Source organism: Nocardia bhagyanarayanae (genome assembly GCF_006716565.1).
Classification (GTDB): domain Bacteria; phylum Actinomycetota; class Actinomycetes; order Mycobacteriales; family Mycobacteriaceae; genus Nocardia; species Nocardia bhagyanarayanae.
The window spans coordinates 5,530,201-5,549,888 of record NZ_VFPG01000001.1 but is presented as its reverse complement, the minus strand read 5'-3'; the positions used below and the strand labels follow the sequence as shown (position 1 = coordinate 5,549,888).

The 19,688-nt window shown below is 69.7% G+C and carries 14 protein-coding genes; 6 read left to right on the top strand and 8 right to left on the bottom strand.

The genetic code is table 11. The annotated features are described in order from the left end of the window. Positions 1-41: 41 nt before the first annotated feature. The 8 genes from FB390_RS24275 to FB390_RS24240 form a co-directional block, all read right to left on the bottom strand. The gene (locus FB390_RS24275; RefSeq protein ID WP_141811027.1) at positions 42-1,427 is read right to left on the bottom strand and encodes a cytochrome P450; all 1,386 of its coding nucleotides are present in this window, start codon (positions 1,425-1,427) and stop codon (positions 42-44) included. Further along, on the bottom strand, positions 1,424-3,145 hold the full coding sequence (locus tag FB390_RS24270; RefSeq protein WP_141811026.1) for a fatty acyl-AMP ligase: 1,722 nt from the start codon (positions 3,143-3,145) through the stop codon (positions 1,424-1,426). Before FB390_RS24270 ends, FB390_RS24275 begins: the two co-directional genes overlap by 4 nt. Next, complete coding sequence (locus FB390_RS24265) at positions 3,142-3,393, bottom strand: acyl carrier protein (RefSeq protein ID WP_141811025.1); 252 nt, start codon at positions 3,391-3,393, stop codon at positions 3,142-3,144. The genes FB390_RS24270 and FB390_RS24265 overlap by 4 nt, the downstream gene beginning before the upstream one ends. Then, positions 3,390-4,235: a nucleoside/nucleotide kinase family protein gene (locus FB390_RS24260; protein ID WP_141811024.1), complete on the bottom strand. Its 846-nt coding sequence runs from the start codon at positions 4,233-4,235 to the stop codon at positions 3,390-3,392. The genes FB390_RS24265 and FB390_RS24260 overlap by 4 nt, the downstream gene beginning before the upstream one ends. Then, the gene (locus tag FB390_RS24255; protein WP_141811023.1) at positions 4,232-10,225 is read right to left on the bottom strand and encodes an aminotransferase class III-fold pyridoxal phosphate-dependent enzyme; all 5,994 of its coding nucleotides are present in this window, start codon (positions 10,223-10,225) and stop codon (positions 4,232-4,234) included. Before FB390_RS24255 ends, FB390_RS24260 begins: the two co-directional genes overlap by 4 nt. A gap of 4 nt (positions 10,226-10,229) precedes the next feature. Further along, positions 10,230-10,487, bottom strand: a complete 258-nt coding sequence (locus tag FB390_RS24250; RefSeq protein ID WP_141811022.1) for an acyl carrier protein — start codon at positions 10,485-10,487, stop codon at positions 10,230-10,232. An 841-nt stretch (positions 10,488-11,328) separates the two neighbouring features. Next, positions 11,329-12,141, bottom strand: coding sequence for a 2-amino-3,7-dideoxy-D-threo-hept-6-ulosonate synthase (locus FB390_RS24245; RefSeq protein ID WP_141811021.1), 813 nt, complete (start codon positions 12,139-12,141; stop codon positions 11,329-11,331). 462 nt (positions 12,142-12,603) lie between these two features. Continuing rightward, positions 12,604-13,761: an NAD(P)/FAD-dependent oxidoreductase gene (locus tag FB390_RS24240; protein WP_141811020.1), complete on the bottom strand. Its 1,158-nt coding sequence runs from the start codon at positions 13,759-13,761 to the stop codon at positions 12,604-12,606. Between the two features lie 402 nt (positions 13,762-14,163). Between FB390_RS24240 and FB390_RS24235 the strand changes: the two genes are divergently transcribed. The 6 genes from FB390_RS24235 to FB390_RS24210 all read left to right on the top strand — a co-directional run bounded on the left by FB390_RS24235 (position 14,164) and on the right by FB390_RS24210 (position 19,547). After that, complete coding sequence (locus tag FB390_RS24235) at positions 14,164-15,009, top strand: ABC transporter permease (protein ID WP_141811019.1); 846 nt, start codon at positions 14,164-14,166, stop codon at positions 15,007-15,009. Further along, entirely contained in the window at positions 15,006-15,812 is an 807-nt protein-coding gene (locus FB390_RS24230; protein WP_141811018.1) for an ABC transporter ATP-binding protein, read from the top strand. The genes FB390_RS24235 and FB390_RS24230 overlap by 4 nt, the downstream gene beginning before the upstream one ends. After that, positions 15,809-16,783 (top strand): ABC transporter substrate-binding protein, encoded by a 975-nt coding sequence (locus tag FB390_RS24225; RefSeq protein WP_141811017.1) that lies wholly within the window; start codon positions 15,809-15,811, stop codon positions 16,781-16,783. The genes FB390_RS24230 and FB390_RS24225 overlap by 4 nt, the downstream gene beginning before the upstream one ends. Beyond that, a complete protein-coding gene (locus FB390_RS24220) occupies positions 16,776-17,729 on the top strand; it encodes an asparaginase (protein ID WP_141811016.1) in 954 nt (317 codons plus the stop codon). Before FB390_RS24225 ends, FB390_RS24220 begins: the two co-directional genes overlap by 8 nt. After that, positions 17,726-18,976: a M20 family metallopeptidase gene (locus FB390_RS24215; RefSeq protein ID WP_141811015.1), complete on the top strand. Its 1,251-nt coding sequence runs from the start codon at positions 17,726-17,728 to the stop codon at positions 18,974-18,976. Before FB390_RS24220 ends, FB390_RS24215 begins: the two co-directional genes overlap by 4 nt. Before the next feature lie 136 nt (positions 18,977-19,112). Continuing rightward, positions 19,113-19,547: a DUF4189 domain-containing protein gene (locus FB390_RS24210; protein ID WP_141811014.1), complete on the top strand. Its 435-nt coding sequence runs from the start codon at positions 19,113-19,115 to the stop codon at positions 19,545-19,547. The last annotated feature ends 141 nt before the right edge of the window (positions 19,548-19,688 follow it).

Below are 19,688 nucleotides of genomic sequence, written 5' to 3'. Positions count from 1 at the left end.
ATATGTGCCTCTGTGTATCGAAAGGGCAAGGGGGAGTGCGTTCATCGGGCCGACTCCGCCAGGCTGTCGGTGGCGGCGATCGCCGGTTCGCGCCGCGTCAGCCGCACCAGCACCGGGTCGGGGGTGTTGGAGATCTCGGGGTTCTCCCGCACCCGCAGTCCGTTCACCAGTTCGATGTCGTACCGCGCGAGCAGCATCGCCAGACCGACGCGCAGTTCGGTCAGCGCCATGTGCTGGCCGACGCAGAGGTGCGCGCCCCACCCGAACGGGAAGTAGCGGAACGGCGGACGAGCCCGGTTGCGCTCCTTGGTGAACCGGTCCGGGTCGAAGGTCAGGGGAGAGTCCCAGAAGTCCGGGAAGCGGTGGTTGACGAACGGGCTGATCACCACGATCGCGCCCGGTTCCAGATCGAAGCCGTCGAAACTGTCGGCCTCGAGCGCCGTGCGGCTGAACGCCCACGCCGGTGGGTGTAGCCGCATCGACTCGTCGATGGCCCGGCCGGTCAGCTCCAGCGCGGGCAACGCGCCCGCCACGTCGCCGGCGCCGAGCGCGGCGTCGATCTCGGCCCGAACCCGTTGCAGCACCGCGGGATTGCGGCACAGCTCGTAGACGGTCCAGGCCAGCGCGCCGCCGGTGGTCTCGTGCCCGGCCAGCAGGAAGGTGAGCACCTCGTGCCGCAGCTGTTCGTCGTCCATCGCGTGACCCGCGTCGTCGCGCGCGGCGAGCAGGCGGCTGAGCAGCGAATCGGCGGGGCCCGCCGCGGCGGCGCGGTGTCCCTGGATGACGTCGTCGACGACCCGGTGCAAGCGGTCGAGCACGCCACGGAAGCGCCGATTGGCCGGAGTCGGCACGGTCGGCGGGATCTGGATCGGCGCGGACATGTGCCGCATCACCCAGGAGACGCCCTCGCGCACGTCGTCCTCGATCTGCGGCAGCACACCGTCGATGTCCGCGCCCATGACCGCGCGGCACACCACATCCGCCGCGAAACCCATCACCTCGGGCACCAGATCGAACGCCGCGCCGTCGGCGGCGCGCTTGTCCAGCCGGTCCAGCATCCGCTGCCCGCACGCGATCATCAGCGGAATCTCGGTGTCGACGTGCCTGCGCGCGAACGCCGGTTTGATCAACGCGCGCTGGCGCTTCCAGAGTTCGCCACCGCTGGTCAGCAGGCCGGGGCCGAGCAGATAGTTCAGGCTCTGGTAGCTGATGCCCTTGGCGTACTTGGCCGCGTTGGTCACCAGCACCTGGTTGATGTGGTCGGGATTCACCAGCAGGTGCAGTTGCTGATGTACCAGCCGTAGCCGGACGCTGCCGCCGTGCGCGACGGCCTGCTCGTAGAACAGCGTGAGCGGGTCGGCGCGGTAGTCGAGGTAGGCGCCGAGCGGATGCCGCAGCGCCGGACCGGCGAGCGCGCGGGTCGTCATAGCGCGCCTCCCGCGTCGACGAGTTCCGGTGCGGGCCGCTCGACGAACAGACGGCGTACTTCGGCGCGCTGCACCTTGCCGCTGGTGGTCTTGGGGATGCTGCGCGGCGGCACGACATGGACATCGGCGGGCAGCACGCCGGTGCGTTTGCTCACCGCGACCCGCACCGCGCGCCGCAGCGCCTCGTGATCGCCTGGGGCGAGCGCGGTTTCGACCACTAGGTGCAGTTCCTCCGACAGGCCCGCGGCATCCGCGTGGCCGACCGCGGCGACCCCGCCGAGCCGCACGCCGTCCACCTGTTCGGCGGCGATCTCGAAATCGGTGGGCAGGTAGTTCGCGCCGCGGATGATGATCAGATCCTTCTGCCTGCCCGTGATGCGCAATCTGCCCGCCCGCAGATAGCCGATGTCGCCGGTGTCCCACCAGCCGTCGGACAGCGCCGAGGCCGTCGCCTCGGGGAGCCGGAAGTAGCCGGCGGTCGTCGACGGACCGCGGAACTGGATGCGCCCGACCGTATCCTCCCCGACGGGCGCGCCGTCGCCGTCGACGATCCGGACCTCGGTGCCGAGCACCGGCGCACCGCAGTCCACGATCTGCATCTCGTCGGGGTCGCCTGCCGAAACATTCAGCGCCACGTCGTCTCCGGTCAGCGCGCGCCGCGAGACCGAGTCGTAGGCGACCGGTGCGTTCGGGCGCGCGACGGTCACGGCCAGCGAGGCTTCCGCCATGCCGTAGCAGGGCACCAGCGCGTCCGGCGGCAGTCCCCACGCGCCGAAACGATCCACGAAGCGCTGCACGGTGGGCGGGTGGATCGGCTCCGCGCCGCAGAACAGGAACCGCCAGCTCGACAGGTCGACCCCGGCCAGTTCGGCGTCGGTGACCCGCGCGGCCGCGTAGCCGTAGGCGAAGTTCGGTGCGGCGGTGAAGGTTCCGCGGTACTTGCTCACCGCGCGCAGCCAGTCGCCCGGGCTGCGCAGGAATCGGCTCGGCGGCATCAGTACCGCGTCGATGCCGCGGAACAGGGGGGTCAGGAAGCCGCCGATCAGTCCCATGTCGTGGTGCAACGGCAGCCAGCCGACCCAGGTGTCGCCCGGTCCCATCGACGCGGCCAGTGCGATCTGCTCGCAGTTCGCGGCCAGATTGGCGTGGGTGATCTGCACGCCCTTCGGCGTCCCGGTGGAGCCCGAGGTGGCCTGGATGAACGCCAGGTCGCCGGGTTCCGGCAGCCGCGGCGGCAACGCGGGCGCGTTCGGATCGCCCGCGAGCCGGTGCAGCGCCGCGCCGTCGAGACCGGTCAGCCCCGACGGTAGTTCCGCCGCCGCGAGCACGGTCGCGGTGGCGACGACCGCCTTCGGTTCGAGGTAGCCGATCAGCCGGTGGAACTTCTCGTAGAACAGCTCCGCCGAACCGAATCCGCCGGGTGTCGCCACCGCCGTGGGGACGGCTCCGAGCAGCAGCGCGCCGAAGAACGCGGTGACGAACTCGGGGGAGGTGGGCAGCGAAAGCACCACGCGATCGCCAGGGCGCACCCCGGCATCGGCCAGCGCGGCCGCGGCGCGTCCGGCAGCTAGCGCGAGATCGTCGTGCCGCCAGGAGAATTCACCGTCGGTGCCGCGTTCCGGTACGAAAATGGTCGACGCGCCATCTGTTCCGCGTTCGGCGTTCGCGAGCAGCGCGTGCACGATGCTCGAATACCGCGGTGACAGCCGCTCGGTCACGACTCGCCCCGCACGTACTCGACGATCTCGGCGACCGTGTTCAACTGAGCCGCAACGTCTTCGGGGATCTCGATGGCGAAGGCCTGTTCCAGCTGAATGGTCAGCTCGATGGCGGTCGGCGAGTCCAGTCCGTAGTCGATCAGCTGCGTGCCCGGCTCGATGTCGTCGGCCGCGACCCACAACACCTCACCGACGATGACGCGGACGCGCTCCTCGATCTCGGCGGTGGAACGGGTTTGTGCACTCATCCGAAGAGTTTTCCTTCCGTGACGCAGGCGCGGACGGACTCGTCCAGGTCGACGCCGTCGGCGGTGTCGATGCGATGGAAGCCGACCTCCGGGTAGGCGGCGGCCAAGGTGTCGCGCACCCGCAGGTAGCCGTCGCGCAGGGCGGCGAGGCGCTCCGCGGTCTCGTGCGCCTCCGTCGGGCCGTCGCCGGACCGTTCCGCGCAGCGGGCGGCCGCCTGCTCGGGCGGGACGTCGAGCCACAGCACGGCGTCGGGCAGCGTGGTGCGGAAGCGGGCGGCGAAACCCGCGACCGAGCTCGTGATGTCGCGGCCGACCAGGTCCGCGATCTCGGAGAGCAGCTGCCAGATGTCGGGTGCGCTGCCGAGCCGGGCGGACTCGGAGCGCTGCCAAGCCAGAATGTCGTCGAAGGTGCCGGGCCGGTGCCGTTCGAGCACCTCGGCGATCTCGGCCTCGCGATCGTGGCCGTTCCACTCGGGGCGGGCGAGCGCCACGTAGAGCGGACCGTAGACCAGCAGCTCGATCAGCGGATGCCGTTCGAAGACAAGGACATCCGGCGCCCAGGTGTCCAGGAAGTGCCGCTCCACCGGACCGAACAGCGTCATCTGCAGGTACATGGCGGTGGCTTTCATCTCCAGGCTGGAGATCTCGTCACAGCCGACGCTGAACGCCCTGAGCTGCTTGGACAGATCCGTGAGCGGAACGTCGCGGGTGTTGTGGAAGTCCGGGCAGGTCATCGAGGCGAACGAGACGTGATCCCCGCTCGGGGCCAGCTCGCGCAGCCGCGCCATGACCGAGGACTTGCCCGCGCCGTCGATGCCCACGATGGCGACGCGGCGGGTCATCGGTCGTCCTCCCGCAGCTGGGCCAGCACGGCCTTGGTGATCTCGGCGGGCGCGGCGGTGCCGTCCAGGCGCACCCAGCCCAGCTCCTCCGACAGCGACTCCAGCGCGTCGTGGCTGCGCTGCTGGAAGTCCAAGAACGCCTTCTCGTCCCCGTAGCCGCTCTCGTAGTCGCTGCGCAATTGCTTGCGCCCCAACGCGTCCTGCGGGCTGACGGTCAGATAGAAGGTGCGGTCCGGCTCCGGGAACCCCGCCGTGAGCTGACGCAACACCGCGGGATCACCGCCGTGCGCTACCTCGGTGGCGTAGTACTTGTACCAGTAGGCGTTCGCCAGCACGATGTCCACGCCGCGCGCGGCGGCCAGGTCGAACGACAGCTGCATGGCGTGGAACAGGAAGTGAGCGCGGCTCAACGGCGTGAGCAGCTTCAGGTACCCGTAGATCTCGGAAGGGCTCTGCCACGGCAGCTTCGAGGAGATCTTCGGATCCAGGAAGGCGTCCCAGATCGTGACCGCGGCGACGCTCTGTCCCTGGGCCTCGAACTCGGCGGCGATCCGCGCCACCTGCGTGGTCTTGCCCGACCCGTCGCCCCCCGCGATGCAGATCAGGCGTTTGCGTGCGGTCAGTTGTTCATCCCTTCTAGGCGCCGGACGCGAGGGCGCCGGGCGGAGTGGTTCTTCGGAGGGGGTGGCCGACGTTTCGGTGGCCGTGGGCGCCGAGTCGGTCGCCGCCGGTGCGGAATCGGCCGTCGGGCGTGGAGAGCCGACCGTCGCGAGTGCCGTGTCGACTGTGGGCGGCGTGATTCCAGCCGCAACGGGCGCGGATTTCGGCACCGCGGTAGATGTCGCACCGTCGTCTGGACCCACGTCCAGCACGCTGATGACCCCGGCGCTGCCGTCGACCCGGATGCGCTGTCCCGACCGCACCGCGCTAGTCGCGCCCGCGACGTTCAGCACCGCCGGAATCCCGTATTCGCGCCCGATGACGGCGGCGTGCGAGAGCATGCCGCCCACCTCGGTGACGACCGCCGCCACCAGGCCGAGCGCCGGGGTCCAGCCCGGATCGGTGAACCGGGTGACCAGAATGTCGCCCTCGCGCAGCTGGTCGATGTCGGCGAGCGAGGTGATCACCCTGGCGGTGCCCTCGGCGATGCCCGGGCTGCAACCGAGCCCGGTCAGGTCGCCGTCGCCGATCTCGCGGACCGCGCCGACCGTGACCCCGCCGCCGAGTTCGTGCGGCGGCGTCAGATCCCGGTATCCCGCGTACATCGCACGGCGGTAAGCGATTCGGGGCGCGAGCTCGGCGATCTCGACGCGACCCGCGACCAGATCGCTCAACTCGTGGATGCTGAGCTGGAACGCGTCGTCGGCATGTTCGAGCGTGCCCGCCGCGGCCAGCCGGACGCCCGCTTCCACCACGTAGGCCCGCACGATCGCGTAGCACTGCGAGGAGAACTCCCGCATCCGTTCGCGCGCGACGAGGTAGCGGCGGATCCGGTCGACGTGCTTGTCTATCGCCTTGGCGTACTTCACCCGGGTCAGCGGCTTGGCCCGGACCCTTGCCCGCAGTGCGGCGAGCTCGGCCTCGTAGCGCCTGCGCTGCTCCACCTGCGTCACATCGGGATCCGCGGGCGCGGTGCCGTGTTGCAGCATGACCGCGATCATCGAGCGCACCCGGTCGGGCGCCTCGGACCAGCGCGGGCAGGTCAGATCCAGTTCGGCGTCGGCGTGGAAGCCCTGCTCGGCGACGAATTCGGCGAGCGCCGCGTCCCACGCGGCGCTGTCCAGCCCGTGTTCCGTTGCCACGCGGTGCAATTCGACGATGCCGCGCTGCAGATGCATGTGGCTGATCTCGGCGAGACCGCCCATCAGGTCGATGGCCGAGGTCGAGCCCTCCGTGGCGGCGTCGACCTTGTCGAGCAGCTGCTTGAAGTCGGTCTGCACGCTCGAGTTGTTGTAGATGGTGGTGAAGTAGGTGCGTTCGGTGGCGGCGTGGAAGGTCAGCAGGCAGTCGGTCAGGTCGGCGGCGAAGGTGGCCTCGTCGGTCTGCGACAGTTCGGCGACCCGCTGCCGCCAGAGGGCGTGTTTCGCGGGCCATTCCGCCGCGAAGGCGTCCACCGCGGCCAGCTGGTCCCGATAACTCTGCTGGACGGCCAGCGCCGCGGGCAGCGCCTTGGCGATGGTCTTGGCGTTGGTCGGGGTGCGGTGCGGACCCTCGGGCCCGTATTCGTTGAGCACGCCGAGGTCGTCGTCGAAGTGCTGCTCGTCGAAGCCCGGAATCTTGAAGAAGCAGTTCTTCACCGCGCTGACATTCCAGTAGGCGCGGCCGTAGTACATGGCCATCCAGTCCGGTTCCACGCCCGGGTCGGCGAGCTTCAGCCGCTCGAAGAACCGCTGCATGGAATGCTGAAAGGCGTTGTCGTACAACGAGAACATCATCGGCGTGCAGGCACGAGCCGAGACGCCGCCGTCGCGCAGATCCGCGTCGGAGAACTGGTCGATGTCGGTGCGCCAGGTGATCGCGGTGATTGCCCGTGCCTGTAGCAGCCACAGCTTGCCCGCACCGTCGATGGCCCACTCGATGTCCTGCGGGCGGTGCCGGTGTGCCTGCACGGCCAGCATCAGCGCGGCGAGTCCCGCGGTGTCCGTCGGCGCGAGGTCGACGTCCTCACCGCCCGCGTCCCGCTCGACCACCGTGCCGTCGAACAGCCGCAGCGTGTACCGGGTGGGCGTCAGCTGCCCCGAGACCAGACGTTCGCCCAGACCCACGCAGCATTCGACGACCGCGTGTTCCTCGATGCCGGTGAGCGCGTCGATGCTGAAACCCACACCGGCGTACCGCGCGTCGACCATCCGCTGCACCAGCACCGCCACGGTGGCCTTCGCCTCGGTGTAGCCGTGCTTGGCCAGGTAGGTGCGAACCCGGTCGTTGTGAACCGAGGCGCGGCACTGCCCGATGTAGTCGCGCAGCGCCGAGGCCTCGGTGATGTCCAGGTAGGACTCGTACTGCCCGGCGAAGCTGGCGTCGTCGAGATCCTCCAGCACACCGCTGGAGCGCGCGGCGACGGGGAATCCGCCCAGCGCCTGCACCCACCGAGTGAGGTCGTCGTCGCCGATCGCGTCGAGATCGAGTTCGGCGGGCACCACGAATCCCGGTGGCACGTCGAAGCCCGCGACGATCAGTTCGTGCAGGGTGGCGGCCTTGCCGCCGGCTCGTTCGGGGACGAAATCCGCCGCGCCGAGGAACATCGGCGCGGGTATCGGGTTGTCGGACACGGTGGAAGCTCCTGTCGGAAGCAGTACCGGGCGCACCTCGTGGCGAGCCGCGAGTTCGCGCGCGGCGTGCACGCCCGCGGCGGTGAGGCCGCCGTACGAGGGGCTCGCGGTGTCGGGTTCGAAGCCGAGCAGCACGGTCTCGGCCATGCAGGCGTAGACGATGCCCGGGGGCAGTCCGGTTTCGGGGAAGGGAGGTGTCTGGCCGAGGGGCAGCGCCATGCGCCCGCCGGAGACCAGGGTGATGTTCGGGCGCTCGGCGACGGCGGGATCCACATCGCCGGGGACCGCCAGATCGCACACCAGCACCGGATGGTCCACGGCGAGCAGGTCCGCGGTGACGAGCGGCGCCGCGGCATTGGTCGCGGTGAGCACGACGTCGCAGTCCCGCAGCGCGGCCAGATCCTCGCTGACCTCGACCGCGCGCGAGCCGAGCTGGTCCGCCACGCGGCGCAGTCGGCTCGCGGATCCGGGCCGCCCCACCAACGTGATCGAATCGGCGTGCGGGGCGAGCAGTTCCGCCATTACAGCGCCGATATTGCCCAGCGCGCCGAGGATGCCGACGCGTCGCCGCCCGGGACCGAGCCGGGCCAGTTCACCGCGCACCACCTCGTAGGCGGAGGCGGCGGTGAGCGAATTCCCGGAGGTCACCGTGACGGAGTCCTCCACCACGTCGCGGGAGGCGTTGGTCACGATGGAGGTGTAGCCGCCGAGACCGATCACCGCGGCGCCCAGCGCGATCGCCTGTTCGACGGCGTCGAGCACCAGATCGCGCAGCCAGGCCCGGTGCCCGGCGCGCTGGCATTCGATGATCTGTTCCGCGGAGATCGGCACCGCGATCAGGCAGACCTCGACCGTGGCGCCGGTGGGCGAGGTGACCAGTTGCCTGGTCAGCTCGAAGGGCTCGGCCACACCGCGCAACCGCTCGAAGAGCGCGGCGAACTGCGCGTCCGACCATTCGCCCAGCTCCGGTGCGAATCGGCGCAGATCGGCGGCCTCGGGCAGGTTGGCGAGGAAGGCAACCCGGTTCGGCGCGCCGAAATCTCGTGCCACCACGGCGGCGTGCCGATCGGCGAGCGGTTTGGCCTCTGGCACTTGCCAATTCGTGGTGACCGGCGCCGCGAGGTGGGCGAGCAGCGTGGCCAGGTCGCCGCGGTGCAGCACGGCGGCGAGCTCGTCGAGCGCGGACTCCAGCCGGACCAGATCCGCTTCGGTGAGGAACGCCGAAGGCTGGATGCGCAGCGTGGTCGGCGCGGACAGCGTCGGCAGCATCCGAATGCGGTGGGCGTGCAGCAGATAGCCCGCGACCACGTAGCCGAACATGTCGGGATCGCAGATCTCCCGCAGCAGCGCCGATTCCGTCGCGGGTGGAACGAGTTCGATGCCTTGCAGCAGTCCGCGCCCGCGCACGCCCGCCAGCACCCGCGGCCAGCGCCGTGCCACCGCGTCCAGGCGGGCCCGCAGCCGCGCACCGGTATCGGAGATCCGGATCTGGTTGTCGCGCAACAGGTCCAACGCGGCTTCCGCGACCGCGCAGGACAGGTCGTCGTCGGCGAAGGTCGAGGTGTGGTACCTGCCGAAATCAGAGACCGATCCGCCGCGCTCGACCAGCAGCGCCGAGATCTTCACCAGTCCGCCGCCCAGTGATTTGGACAGCAGGTAGTAGTCCGCGGCGACCCCCGACGGCGCCGAAGCCAAGAAGGTGCCGGTGCGGCCCATACCGGATTGAATCTCGTCGAAAACCAGTGCGGCCGTGTGCCGGTCGGCGAGTTCGCGCAGGGCGCGCAGCGTCGCGACGGGTACCTCGCGTACACCGCCCTCGCCCTGGATCGGTTCGGCGAAGACCGCGGCGATGGGGGAGAGGGAGGTCCGGGCCAGTACCGGGCGTCCGGCGGCGTCCACGCTGATCCGGTCGATCGGCCGCAGCTCGTCCGCGAAGGCCGCGGCGATCTCGTCGGGCGCCCAGGTGTCGAGCTTGCGGCGTTCGGGGCCGGGCACCACCAAGTCCGCGGGCGTATCGGCCTGCTCGGTGAGCGCGAAAGCGCCCGCCGTCTTGCCGTGGAAGGCGTTCGCCAGCGAGACGTACACCGGCCCGCGCCGCGCGACGTCCTCGACCACGCGCAACGAGTCCTCGAGAACCTCTGCCGCCGAACGTGTTTCCGTACGACTCGGCTCCGAGGTGCGTCCTTGGACCGGACGTACCGTGTGCAGTCCGTCGCGGCGGAGCCGCCGCAGCGTGCGTCGCAGTTCGGTGCGCAACTCGGCGAGGCGGCGGTTGTGCGCGACGGCGGCGTGCCGGACGGCCGCCTCGACCGCGTCGGCGCCGGTGGACCCGAAGGTGACGACGTACTCGCCCCCGGTGCTCGATCCGACCAGGTCCGAAAGCCGATGGGCCAGCCGGGCGGCGCCCGGACGGACACTGCCCTGCGAGACGAACGGCGTCTGCTGGTTCAGCCGCGCCGTGGCCACCCGGACCAGTGCCGGATGGTTGTGTCCGAACAGCGCGGCGCCGAAGCCGCCGACCAGGTCGAGCACGCGCGAACCGTCGGCTCGGATCAGATGGTCGCCCTCGGCCCCCACGTACACCACGTCCAGGTGGCAGGCGCGCAACAGTCGGGCCAGCCCGGGCCGGTTGTGCCGTGCGAAGTCGTCGAACAGCGGCGGCGCCGCGGCGTCCGAGCCGATCGCCGCGGCATCGTGATCTTGCGCTCTGGGGGCCATGCCGTTACGCACCGACCCCGGTGCGGTGCGCCGACTTGGTCGTCACGCACTCGATCACGTCACGCGCGGTATGCAGTGCGGAGGCCTCCTCGTCGGAGATCTCCACGCCGAAGGCGCGCTCGAGTTCGATGATGATCTCGGCCGATCGAACCGAATCCAAGCCATAATCCAGCAACGGTGTGTCTAGATCGATATCCGGCACCTGCAAACCGGCGCGAAACAGCTCTCGCACGCGCTCGGACACCTGTCCCCGCGCGCTCATTTCCAGCCCCCCGTCGCGCTCGGGTCTTCCCCGTCCCCGAGCGGCGCGACCACCGCCGCAGTGTTTGCCCGCCCCATCCAGAGCTTGTCTTTTCCCTGGTCAGCATGGGGTTCGGCGACTGCCGAGACCGCGATCACTTGCCCTCCGATATCGACAACCAAGACTGTTATGCCTCATATCTCGTCACTGTGCACAACTGTCACCGATCACAGTCGCGCTTTCGACCAATCTCTACACCGCTACTCTGCGCCCTGCAATGTGAAAAGACGTGTCCCGCAGCAGCTCTCGATAGTGAGCAATCGATGGGCTAATCAATGCCGAGGATGTGTGTGAAACGTCTTGTCACCCATAAAAAACGGGGCATGACAGCGCTTCATGGCGAACCATGGAAGCTGCGAGTACGAGTTGCGGGTATGCGTCCGAATGAACTGCCGTAGACCACTATTCGGTAGCTCGACGGAAAGTTCGCTGTTCACGATCGGTTCACCGAACGGACGGCTGGAAATTGAAACCAACCCATCGGTACTTTCCGATTGAATCGGGCGCTACCACATCTCGCAGCCGAATCCCACTCCATTAACGACGTTTTTACTCGACGCCGGATGCCCGGCAGGCTATTGGAGAGCTCGGCAAACCTTCACCTACGATGGAAAATGTGACCGCTTTCATTACCGTCTGGTAGTGGAAACGTCTGTAATGGGAGTCACAGATCGTGCGGTCCATTTGGATCGTCGCCGAAACCGTGGATTCGATTCGTCGTCCCCGCCCTGACGATCGCGCGCTGGGGCCCGCGCGGAACATCCGGCCGTGGGCCGCTTCGGCTTTTTCTCCGGCGACCTGGTCATGATCGCGCGAGCGCGGGGAAGTAGGGCGTCGGGGCGGCCAGCGGGCGATCGGTGTGTACCGCGGTATGCAGGCGGTGGACGAGAGAAGCGGGGTCGTCGGCCTGAAAGACGTTGCGGCCGAACGCCAGACCGGCGACACCACTGGACAGGATGTGCTCCGCGTGCGCGATGGCCCGGTCGGTGCGCTGCGCGAGTCCGCCCGCGACGACCACGGGAATGTCGACCGAGGCCGCGACCTCGGACATGCTCGACGAGTCGCCGGTGAACGGCACTTTAACGATGTCGGCGCCGAGTTCGGCTGCGACCACCGCGGCGTGACAGACCAGCTCGGGATCCGTGGGATTCGAGACGCGCGGACCTCGCGGATAGGCCATCGCGAACAGCGGAACGTTCCAGCGGTCGCACGCCCGCGCGACCCGCGCGACGTCTTCCAGCTGCTGGGACTCGGTGCGCGAGCCCAGGTTGACGTGCACGCTGACAGCGTCGGCGCCCAGCCGCAACGCCTCCTCGACGCCGGTGACGATGACCTTGTGATCGGGATCGGTGCTGGAGCGGGCGCTGGCCGACAAGTGCACGATGAGGGCGAGGTCGTCGAAGACCGCCGAGTCGACGTGATCGAGCGCGCCCTTGTGCAGCACGGTGGCGTCCGCGCCGCCGACGCGCAGTGCGTGGAGCACTTCGCGCAGGCGGTGCGCACGCAACAGCGCGCCTTCGCCGACGGTGTGATCGAGCGGGACGACCAGCAGCTTCGAATCGCCGTAGCGGTGTAGGTTCTCGGTCCGATCGTGTCTTGCGAACGTCTTGGTCACGCGCTTGCCTCCCTTGTCGTATCCCCCTGCGCCGCAGACGCGGACCGGTCGTCTCCCATCCCGCGTGACGCATGAGCCCGAGTGCACGACCGTGTGGTGTGTCGTGTCGGGAGCGTGGAAGCTGTTGACCTGCTGGAGGTTTCAGTGAAAACTATGCCGCCGCCGCCGAGTGCGCGACCCGACGCGAGGGTGATCTCGCGCACGGAGGGCGCCGCTACCGCCCCGCCCTCGCTGAGCGCCCGTCGTGCCCTGGTCGCCTCGGGGTGGCGGGGGACGGATGCGGTACAGGGCGGAAATTCGTAGCAAACGACAATATTTCCGCGGAAATTTAGTTTCCGAGGACGGAAAAATGGTTTGTAGGTAGAAGCCGTGGCCCCGAAATTGGGTCAGGACACAATTCGGTGCGGCCATCGCGGCATCCGCGCCCTGCCCTTTCCTCTTCGTAGTTCGGGCGTCGCCCGACTATCCCGAGACGCGGTTCAGCGAACCCGGGAACCAGCGTTGGATTCGAGCGGCGGCCGCATCGGCCTTCTCGCGCGCTAGTTCCTCCGAGGGCGCGGTGAAGGGGGCGAGCGGCGCCGGACCGGACAGGAAATCGGCGTCGACCTTGCCGACCAGCCCGCCGCCGAATTCGATGTGGCACGCGCCTCGGCCGCGGTACCGGTCGGTCGCGTCCGATCCGCGCAGTTTCGCCGCGATGCCCGCGGCGACCGTGCGGGCGGCGTCCTCGGCGAAGACACCCGCGCGCGGCACCGGCGCGTCGGCGCAATCGCCGAGGGCGTAGACGTTCGGATAGGGCGTTTCGAGGGTCCGCGGGTCGACCGCGACCCAGCCGTCCGTGCCGCCCACGGTCAACCCCGACGCTTCGACGACGGCGGGTACGCGGTGTGCCGGGATGCCGATGAAGAGGTCGTAGGCGATGTCGCCCGCACGGGTGAGGGCGACGTGGCGGTCCGCATCCAGGCCGTGGACCAGGTGTCCGGGTGTGTACTCGATTCCGCGGCGGGTCAGCGCCTCGACGAGGGCGGCGGAGGTGTCCGCCGACACCGGGATCGGCGAATCCATCGGACTGATCATCCGGATGCGCGTGCTGTCGCCGAGACCGCGCCGCGCGAGCTTCTCGTGCAACAGCATCGCGCCCTCGTACGGCGCGGGCGGGCACTTGAAGGGGACGCGGAGTATCGCGAGGACGATGGAGCCGCCGTCGAAGCTGTCGAGCCGGTCGCGCAGCAAGGCGGCCCCGTCGATCGAGTAGTACTCGTAGCCGTCTTCGACGAATCCCGGAGTCGCCGCCGGGTCGTAGTCGGCGCCGAGCGCGACGACGAGAATGTCCGGCTCGTACTCGGACCGATCGGTGACGACGCGGCGCGTGCGCGGATCGATCGCGGTAACTTCCTCGCGCCGGAACTCGACACCCGGATGCGCGAGGTCGGCGTAGGGGACCCGAACGGCCTCCGGCGGCACATCCCGGAACAGGATCTCCAGTTTGGCGAAACCGAAGGTGAACGAGTCGTTCCGGTCGACAAGAACGACCCGGAGCTCGTCGGCCAGCGAACGCGACAGGAGGGTGGCCAGCTCCAAACCCCCGAACCCGGCGCCGAGAATGAGCACGGTTCGCATGCACTCATTCTCCCCCGGTTGCCTGGCGTTCGCTGGCATTCCGAGTTCTGCGCGCATACCCGCACGCCAGGTCCGTGTCGCCGGGAACGTGGGCTTCGCCGAGCGGGATCTGCGGAACTTCGGATCGGTGTGATTCCAATGGCGCGAGGCGGTGGCGAGGTGGCGGAATCGCCGGCGCGCCGCAGGTCGACTCCGCGTCCAACCGGCGCAATGGTGTGCGCCGGTTTTCGCCCCCGAATCGGGCGCCGGGCGGGCGGCGCCGCGCTGGTTATCGTCTGAGCGGCGGGTCGGCGCGCCGAAAGAGGTCGGCTCGCCTGCTCGAACTCCGACCGTCCCGCGAACGTATTCGGGCGCGGTACGAACCGGTTCGTCCATGCCTGTCGACTCTCCCGAGGTAGTCCTGTGTCCAGTTCCAGTCCGCCCGTCGTGGCGAAGTCCGGTTCGACTCGCCGGCGGCCCTCGAGCTTTCCCGCGTTCGGGCGCGGTGAACGGGTCGGCGTCGCCCTCGTCCTTCCGATCGTCAGCGTCTTCGGCGCGTTGACGATCTGGTACGCGCTCACCCGTTTCCAGGTGTTCGCGCCCGCCCTGCTGCCGTCACCGGGCGAGGTGGCCGGAGCCGCCGCCGAGATGGCGGCGCAGGGCACGCTGGTCGACGACGCACTCGCCAGCTTCCGGCGCGCGGCGAGCGGTTTCATCGTCGGTTCGGCGATCGCCGTGGTGGTCGGAGCGCTCACCGGACGCAGCGTGATCGCGCGCGGTTTGCTGGAGCCGCTCATCCAGCTGGTTCGGCCGATCCCCGCGATCGCACTGGTACCGCTGGCGATCCTGTGGTTCGGCCTCGGTGAGGAGTCCAAGCTGTTCCTCACCTCGCTGGGCGTCTTCTTCCCGGTCTGGATCAACACCCACACCGGGATCGCGGCCACCCGCGAGGACCACCTCCGGGTGGCGGCCAGCGTCGGCGCCAGCCGCGCGCAGGTGTTCGGCTCCGTTGTGCTGCCATCGGCCCTGCCGTTCGTGCTGACCGGTCTGCGGCAGGGCATCGCGATGTCGCTGATCCTGATCGTCGCCTCGGAACAGGCGGGCGTCACGGCGGGGCTCGGGTTCCGGCTCGACCAGGCGCGGCTGTTCAGTCAGCCGGATCGGCTCTTCGCCTGCCTCGCGGCGCTCGGCATCGTCGGGGCGCTGGCCGATCAGTTGTTCCACCGGGCGACCAAGGGGTTCGTGGCGTGGGCGGCGGAACAGTCGTGATCGCCGGCGGAATCGAATTGTCCTCGGTCACCGTCGGTTACGGTGACCGGCCGGTGCTCGCCGATTTCGATCTGCGCGTCGAGCCCGGCTCCTTCCTCGCCGTGCTCGGTCCCTCCGGCTGCGGGAAGTCGACCTTGCTGAACTGCGTGGCCGGCTTCGTCCGGCCCGTGCGCGGACGGGCCTGCTTCGACGGCGCGGAGATCACCGGGCCGGGCCGCGAACGCGGCGTCGTCTTCCAGCGCGATGTGCTCTTCCCGTGGGCCACGGTAGCCCGCAACCTCGGCTTCGCGCTGCGCGCCGCCAGGGTACCGCGCACCGAGCGACGCGAGCGGATCGCCGAATTGCTCACCGCCGTCGGTTTGCCGCCGGAGGTCGCAGGCAAGCTGCCGCACGAACTGTCCGGCGGGATGCGCCAGCGGGTCGGCATCGCACGGGCGCTCGCGATCCGGCCGCGGGTGTTGTTGATGGACGAGCCATTCGGCGCGCTGGATGCCCAGACCCGCACGCACATGCAGGACCTCGTCGTCGATCTGTGGCAAAGCACAGGAACCACAATCGTTTTCGTCACTCATGACGTGGAGGAATCGATCCGCATCGCCTCCGACATTTTGGTGCTGCGGGCCGACGGCATCGTCGCCGACCACTTGACCAACCCGCTGCCACGCCCGCGTCCGGCGAGCAGCCTCGGTGAGTTCACCGCTTACCCCGCGCTGCGCAAGCACCTCTACGAACTGCTGCGCCCGCCGTCGTCTCCGGCCCCGACGGGGTCGGACCGTCCCGTCACAACCGGAGAGCACCCATGAGATCCATCCGATATCGTCTCGGCGCCGTCCTCGCCGCTGTCTTCGCGCTCGCGGCGACGGTCACCGCGTGCGGCGGCGGACAGGCCAGCGCGCCAGGCACCCTCCGGCTCGGCTGGGTCGTCGATCCCTGCTGGTCGCAGGTACCGGTCGCGCGCGACCTCGGTCTGTTCGACAAAGCCGGTGTGCGGGTGGAGATTCTGCCGTTCCCGACCGGTGCGGCGGCGTTGGAAGCGCTCGCGGGCGGGGCCGTCGACATCGCCAACGGCGGGGACGTGCCGACGGCCGCGGCCGCGATCAAGAACCCCGCACTGCGGGTCGTCGCCGACGGGGCGCGTTGGGACGGAGGACGTTTCGTCGCGCGGCGGTCGGCGGGCATCGATGAGATCGCCGACCTCGCTGGCCGCCGGATCGCGGTGCCGCTCGGAAGCAGCGCGCACTTCTTCGCCACCAGGTTCCTCGCCGAGGCCGGGATCACCGCGGAGCTGGTGCAGACCGGGCCCGCCGAGATCGTCGCCGCCGTGAGCACCGGCAGCGTGGACGCGGTCGCGGTCTTCCAGCCCGCGCTGGCGAAGGTCGTCGCCGCACTCGGCGCCGATGCGGTCGAGTTGCAGGGCCGAGACAAGTACAACCAGCACAGCCTGTATCTCGCGACCGCGAGCACGGTGGAGAGCAAGTCGGCCGAGATCAAGGCCCTGCTGTCGGCTCTGCGCCTCGCCGATGCGCCGCTCACCAACCGGGAACCGGCCGCGCTGGCAGCCGTTGCCGCGGCCACCGGCTTGGAACAGGGGCTGATCGGTGGCGTCGCAAGCGAATTCGAGTTCCGTACCGAACTCGGTCCGGAGCTCGCCGGCGACCTCGCCGATCGGGCACGGTGGGCCAAGAGCATCGGCCGGATCCCCGTCGACGCAACCATTCCCGACTACGGCGCGCTCGTGGCGCCGGGGCCGTTGAACGGAGCGGCGAATGGCTGACGTGCGGTTGATCGGCCTCGGCGGCACGATCTCGATGCGGGAGGCGGCGGGCGGCGCCGTCCCGGTGCACGGGGCGGCGCGTCTCGCCGAACACGTCGAAGGAATCAACAGCGCAGAGGATTTGGCGCTCGTCGGCGGCTCGGAAGTCGGCTTCGAACTGCTGGAGCGGCTGGTGCGGCGCGGCAGGGAACTGGTGGCCGAGGGCGTCGACGGCCTCGTGATCACCACCGGCACCGATTCGATCGAGGAGGTGGGCGCTTGGCTCGCCTATCGCGAGCGGTGGCCCGTGCCCGTCGTGGTGACCGGTTCGATGATCCCGGGCGATCGCGCCGACAGCGACGGAGCGGCCAATCTGGCCGACGCGGCCGCGGTTGCGGCGGCGGGCGCGGACATCGATCCGGTGGTCGTCTTCGCGGGCAAGGTGTTCGCCGCACGCGAGGTGCTGAAGGTCTCCGGTCTGGCGCGCGACGCGTTCGACGCGCCGGGGCGCGGACCGATCGCGGTGGTAGCGCCGAACAGCGTGTTGTGGCACCGGATTCCCGCGCGAGGTATCGCGCACGGTGACCCGACGGGCCCCATCGTGCCGGTTCCGATCGTCGTCGCCGCGCTCGACGACGACGGCGCCCTGCTCGAGGCGGCGGGGGCGCGGCACCGGGTGGTGGTGGTCGCCGCGAATGGCGCGGGCAACCTGCCGCCGGAGCAGGCCGCCGCCGCCGAACGCCTGCTGCGGGCCGGCGTTCTGGTCGTACTCACCACCCGCGCAACGGATTCCAGGGTCGCCCCGGTCTATGGCTATCCGGGCGGGGTGGCGACCCTCGCCGCGGCGGGCGCGGTGCTCGCGCCGAATCTGTCGCCGCACCGGGCGCGCCTGCTGGTCGGGCTGGGGCTGGCTCGCGGACTGGACGACCGTGGCCTGCGGGCACTGGTGGAATTGGAGGCGGCATGACGCAGGTGCCGGAGACGGAACTCGTAGCGCTGGTCACCGAACTGGTGGCGACCGGTCAACCGTGGTGCGAGAACAGTCTGGACGGGCCCGCGCGTCCGCCGGAGGAAGAACGCATCGCGCGTCCGCTGGCGGCCCGGCTGAGCGACTGGGGTTTCGCGGTGGAATTGGCGGGCCGGTCACCGCGGCGGCCGAATGTCGTCGCCGTCAAACGGTTCGGGCCGGGACCGACGCTCGTGCTCAACGACCACCTCGACACCTATCCGGCCGGACCGCCGAGCCGCTGGCCGATCTGCGAAGGCGAACCGTACGCGGCGGTGGTCGCCGAAGGCAGGATCTACGGTCGCGGTACGTCGGACACCCGCGCGAACCTCGCCGCATTGCTGCTCGCCGCGCGGCGCGTGCTCGACGACCCGCCCAGCCGCGGCACCCTCGCCGTGGTGCTGACCGTCGACGAGGAACGCAACGGCGGCGACGGCTCGTGCTACCTCCTCGACGACTACGGACTGCGCGCCGACGCCTCGATCACCGTGGAACCGACCGCGTGGCAGGACGATTCGGGCGGCGGCATCGCGCTCGCCGTCGCCAACACCGGGCACGCGCTGTTCGACATCACCGCCCACGGCACCGCCAGCCACATCTGGCGGCCCGATACCGGCGTCAACCCGGCCGCGTTCCTGAGCCAGGCGCTCGCGGCGATCGTCACCGAACCGGTCGGGGACTGGCCCATCTCGATCGTCGGGCTGGAGGCAGGCGAAGCGGGCATGGCCCAGTTCACGCCGCTCCGCGCGCGAGCGAGGGTGGCGGCGGTGAACGTCGGCCCCGGTGTCGCGGCGGGGGAGCTGCTCACGGCCTTCCACGCTCGGCTGGCCGCGCTGGCGCCCGCTGGTATCACCGTCGAGGTCGAGTACGTGCCAGGGCCGACCTTCGTGCCGGGCAGCGTCGCGGTGCCCGCCGACGACCCGGTGGTGCGCGCGATCGGCGACGCTTACCGGACCGTCACCGGAAAGCCGGTGCGGCACTACGTGAAACCAGCGTTCAACGACACGATCCGCTTCCGGCACGCGGGGATCTCCGCCGTCACCTTCGGGCCAGGTGACGACGGATGGGCGGTCTACGACGAGAGCATTTCGGTGGACAAGACGCTGCTCGCGGTCGATGTGCTCGAACGGGCCGTGCGGGGTTACTTCGCCATCGCTGCTCCGGACGTCGGCGCGGTAGCCACGGCCGAGGCGGACGCTGTCGGATGAGCCGCTTTCATACCGCTGGTGATAGCGGTCTGCGGGAAACGTGATCCCTCCGGGTCGAATTGGGCGAATCGGACGTTGATGCGTCATGATTCGTGGATTCGTATCCACCGCAGGTGTTCACAGAGGAAAGTGCTCGATGAAGTTCATGGGTAAGGCCGTCGTCGCCGTCGCGGCGGTGGGTTTCGCGGCCGGGTCGGTGATCGGCGCCGGTACCGCGAATGCGGGCGGTCTGTACGGGGCGATCGCGTTCAGCGCCGAGGAGTGGAGCTACGGCACCGGTATCGATGCTCCCAGCCGCGAAGAGGCCATCGAGGAGGCGCTCGCCTGGTGCGGTTGGGACGGCGCCTCCGACTGCGTCGTCTTCGTGGACTGGTCGGACGGCTGCGGCGCGCTTGTCTACAGCGACGACGCGGTCGGCAGCGGCGCGGGTCCGACCCGCTCGGACGCGCTGTTCGCCGCCTACACCAGCCTGGCCCAGTACTACCCGCCCGCGATGCTGGCCAATGTCGGTTCCGCGGACAAGTCGGGGGCGGAGATCAGCGAGGTGCTCTGCACCGCAAACGCGTACTGACCGCGGTCGGCTTGGAAGACCCGGACCTGTTGCAGGCCGGGTTTTTCGAATGTTCCGCGACTCCGGAAGACTTGCGGCAGCAGCGCGTGAGGGGGCAGGGAGCGCCGCCTACAACTGACGTCGCGGCCCGGCGCAGGGAGC

Bases quoted from the DNA above. Each gene is read 5' to 3' on its own strand.
- FB390_RS24275 (WP_141811027.1), bottom strand. From the start codon at position 1,427: ATGACGACCCGCGCGCTCGCCGGTCCGGCGCTGCGGCATCCGCTCGGC.
- FB390_RS24265 (WP_141811025.1), bottom strand. From the start codon at position 3,393: ATGAGTGCACAAACCCGTTCCACCGCCGAGATCGAGGAGCGCGTCCGC.
- FB390_RS24260 (WP_141811024.1), bottom strand. From the start codon at position 4,235: ATGACCCGCCGCGTCGCCATCGTGGGCATCGACGGCGCGGGCAAGTCC.
- FB390_RS24255 (WP_141811023.1), bottom strand. From the start codon at position 10,225: ATGGCCCCCAGAGCGCAAGATCACGATGCCGCGGCGATCGGCTCGGAC.
- FB390_RS24250 (WP_141811022.1), bottom strand. From the start codon at position 10,487: ATGAGCGCGCGGGGACAGGTGTCCGAGCGCGTGCGAGAGCTGTTTCGC.
- FB390_RS24240 (WP_141811020.1), bottom strand. From the start codon at position 13,761: ATGCGAACCGTGCTCATTCTCGGCGCCGGGTTCGGGGGTTTGGAGCTG.
- FB390_RS24225 (WP_141811017.1), top strand. From the start codon at position 15,809: ATGAGATCCATCCGATATCGTCTCGGCGCCGTCCTCGCCGCTGTCTTC.
- FB390_RS24220 (WP_141811016.1), top strand. From the start codon at position 16,776: ATGGCTGACGTGCGGTTGATCGGCCTCGGCGGCACGATCTCGATGCGG.
- FB390_RS24215 (WP_141811015.1), top strand. From the start codon at position 17,726: ATGACGCAGGTGCCGGAGACGGAACTCGTAGCGCTGGTCACCGAACTG.
- FB390_RS24210 (WP_141811014.1), top strand. From the start codon at position 19,113: ATGAAGTTCATGGGTAAGGCCGTCGTCGCCGTCGCGGCGGTGGGTTTC.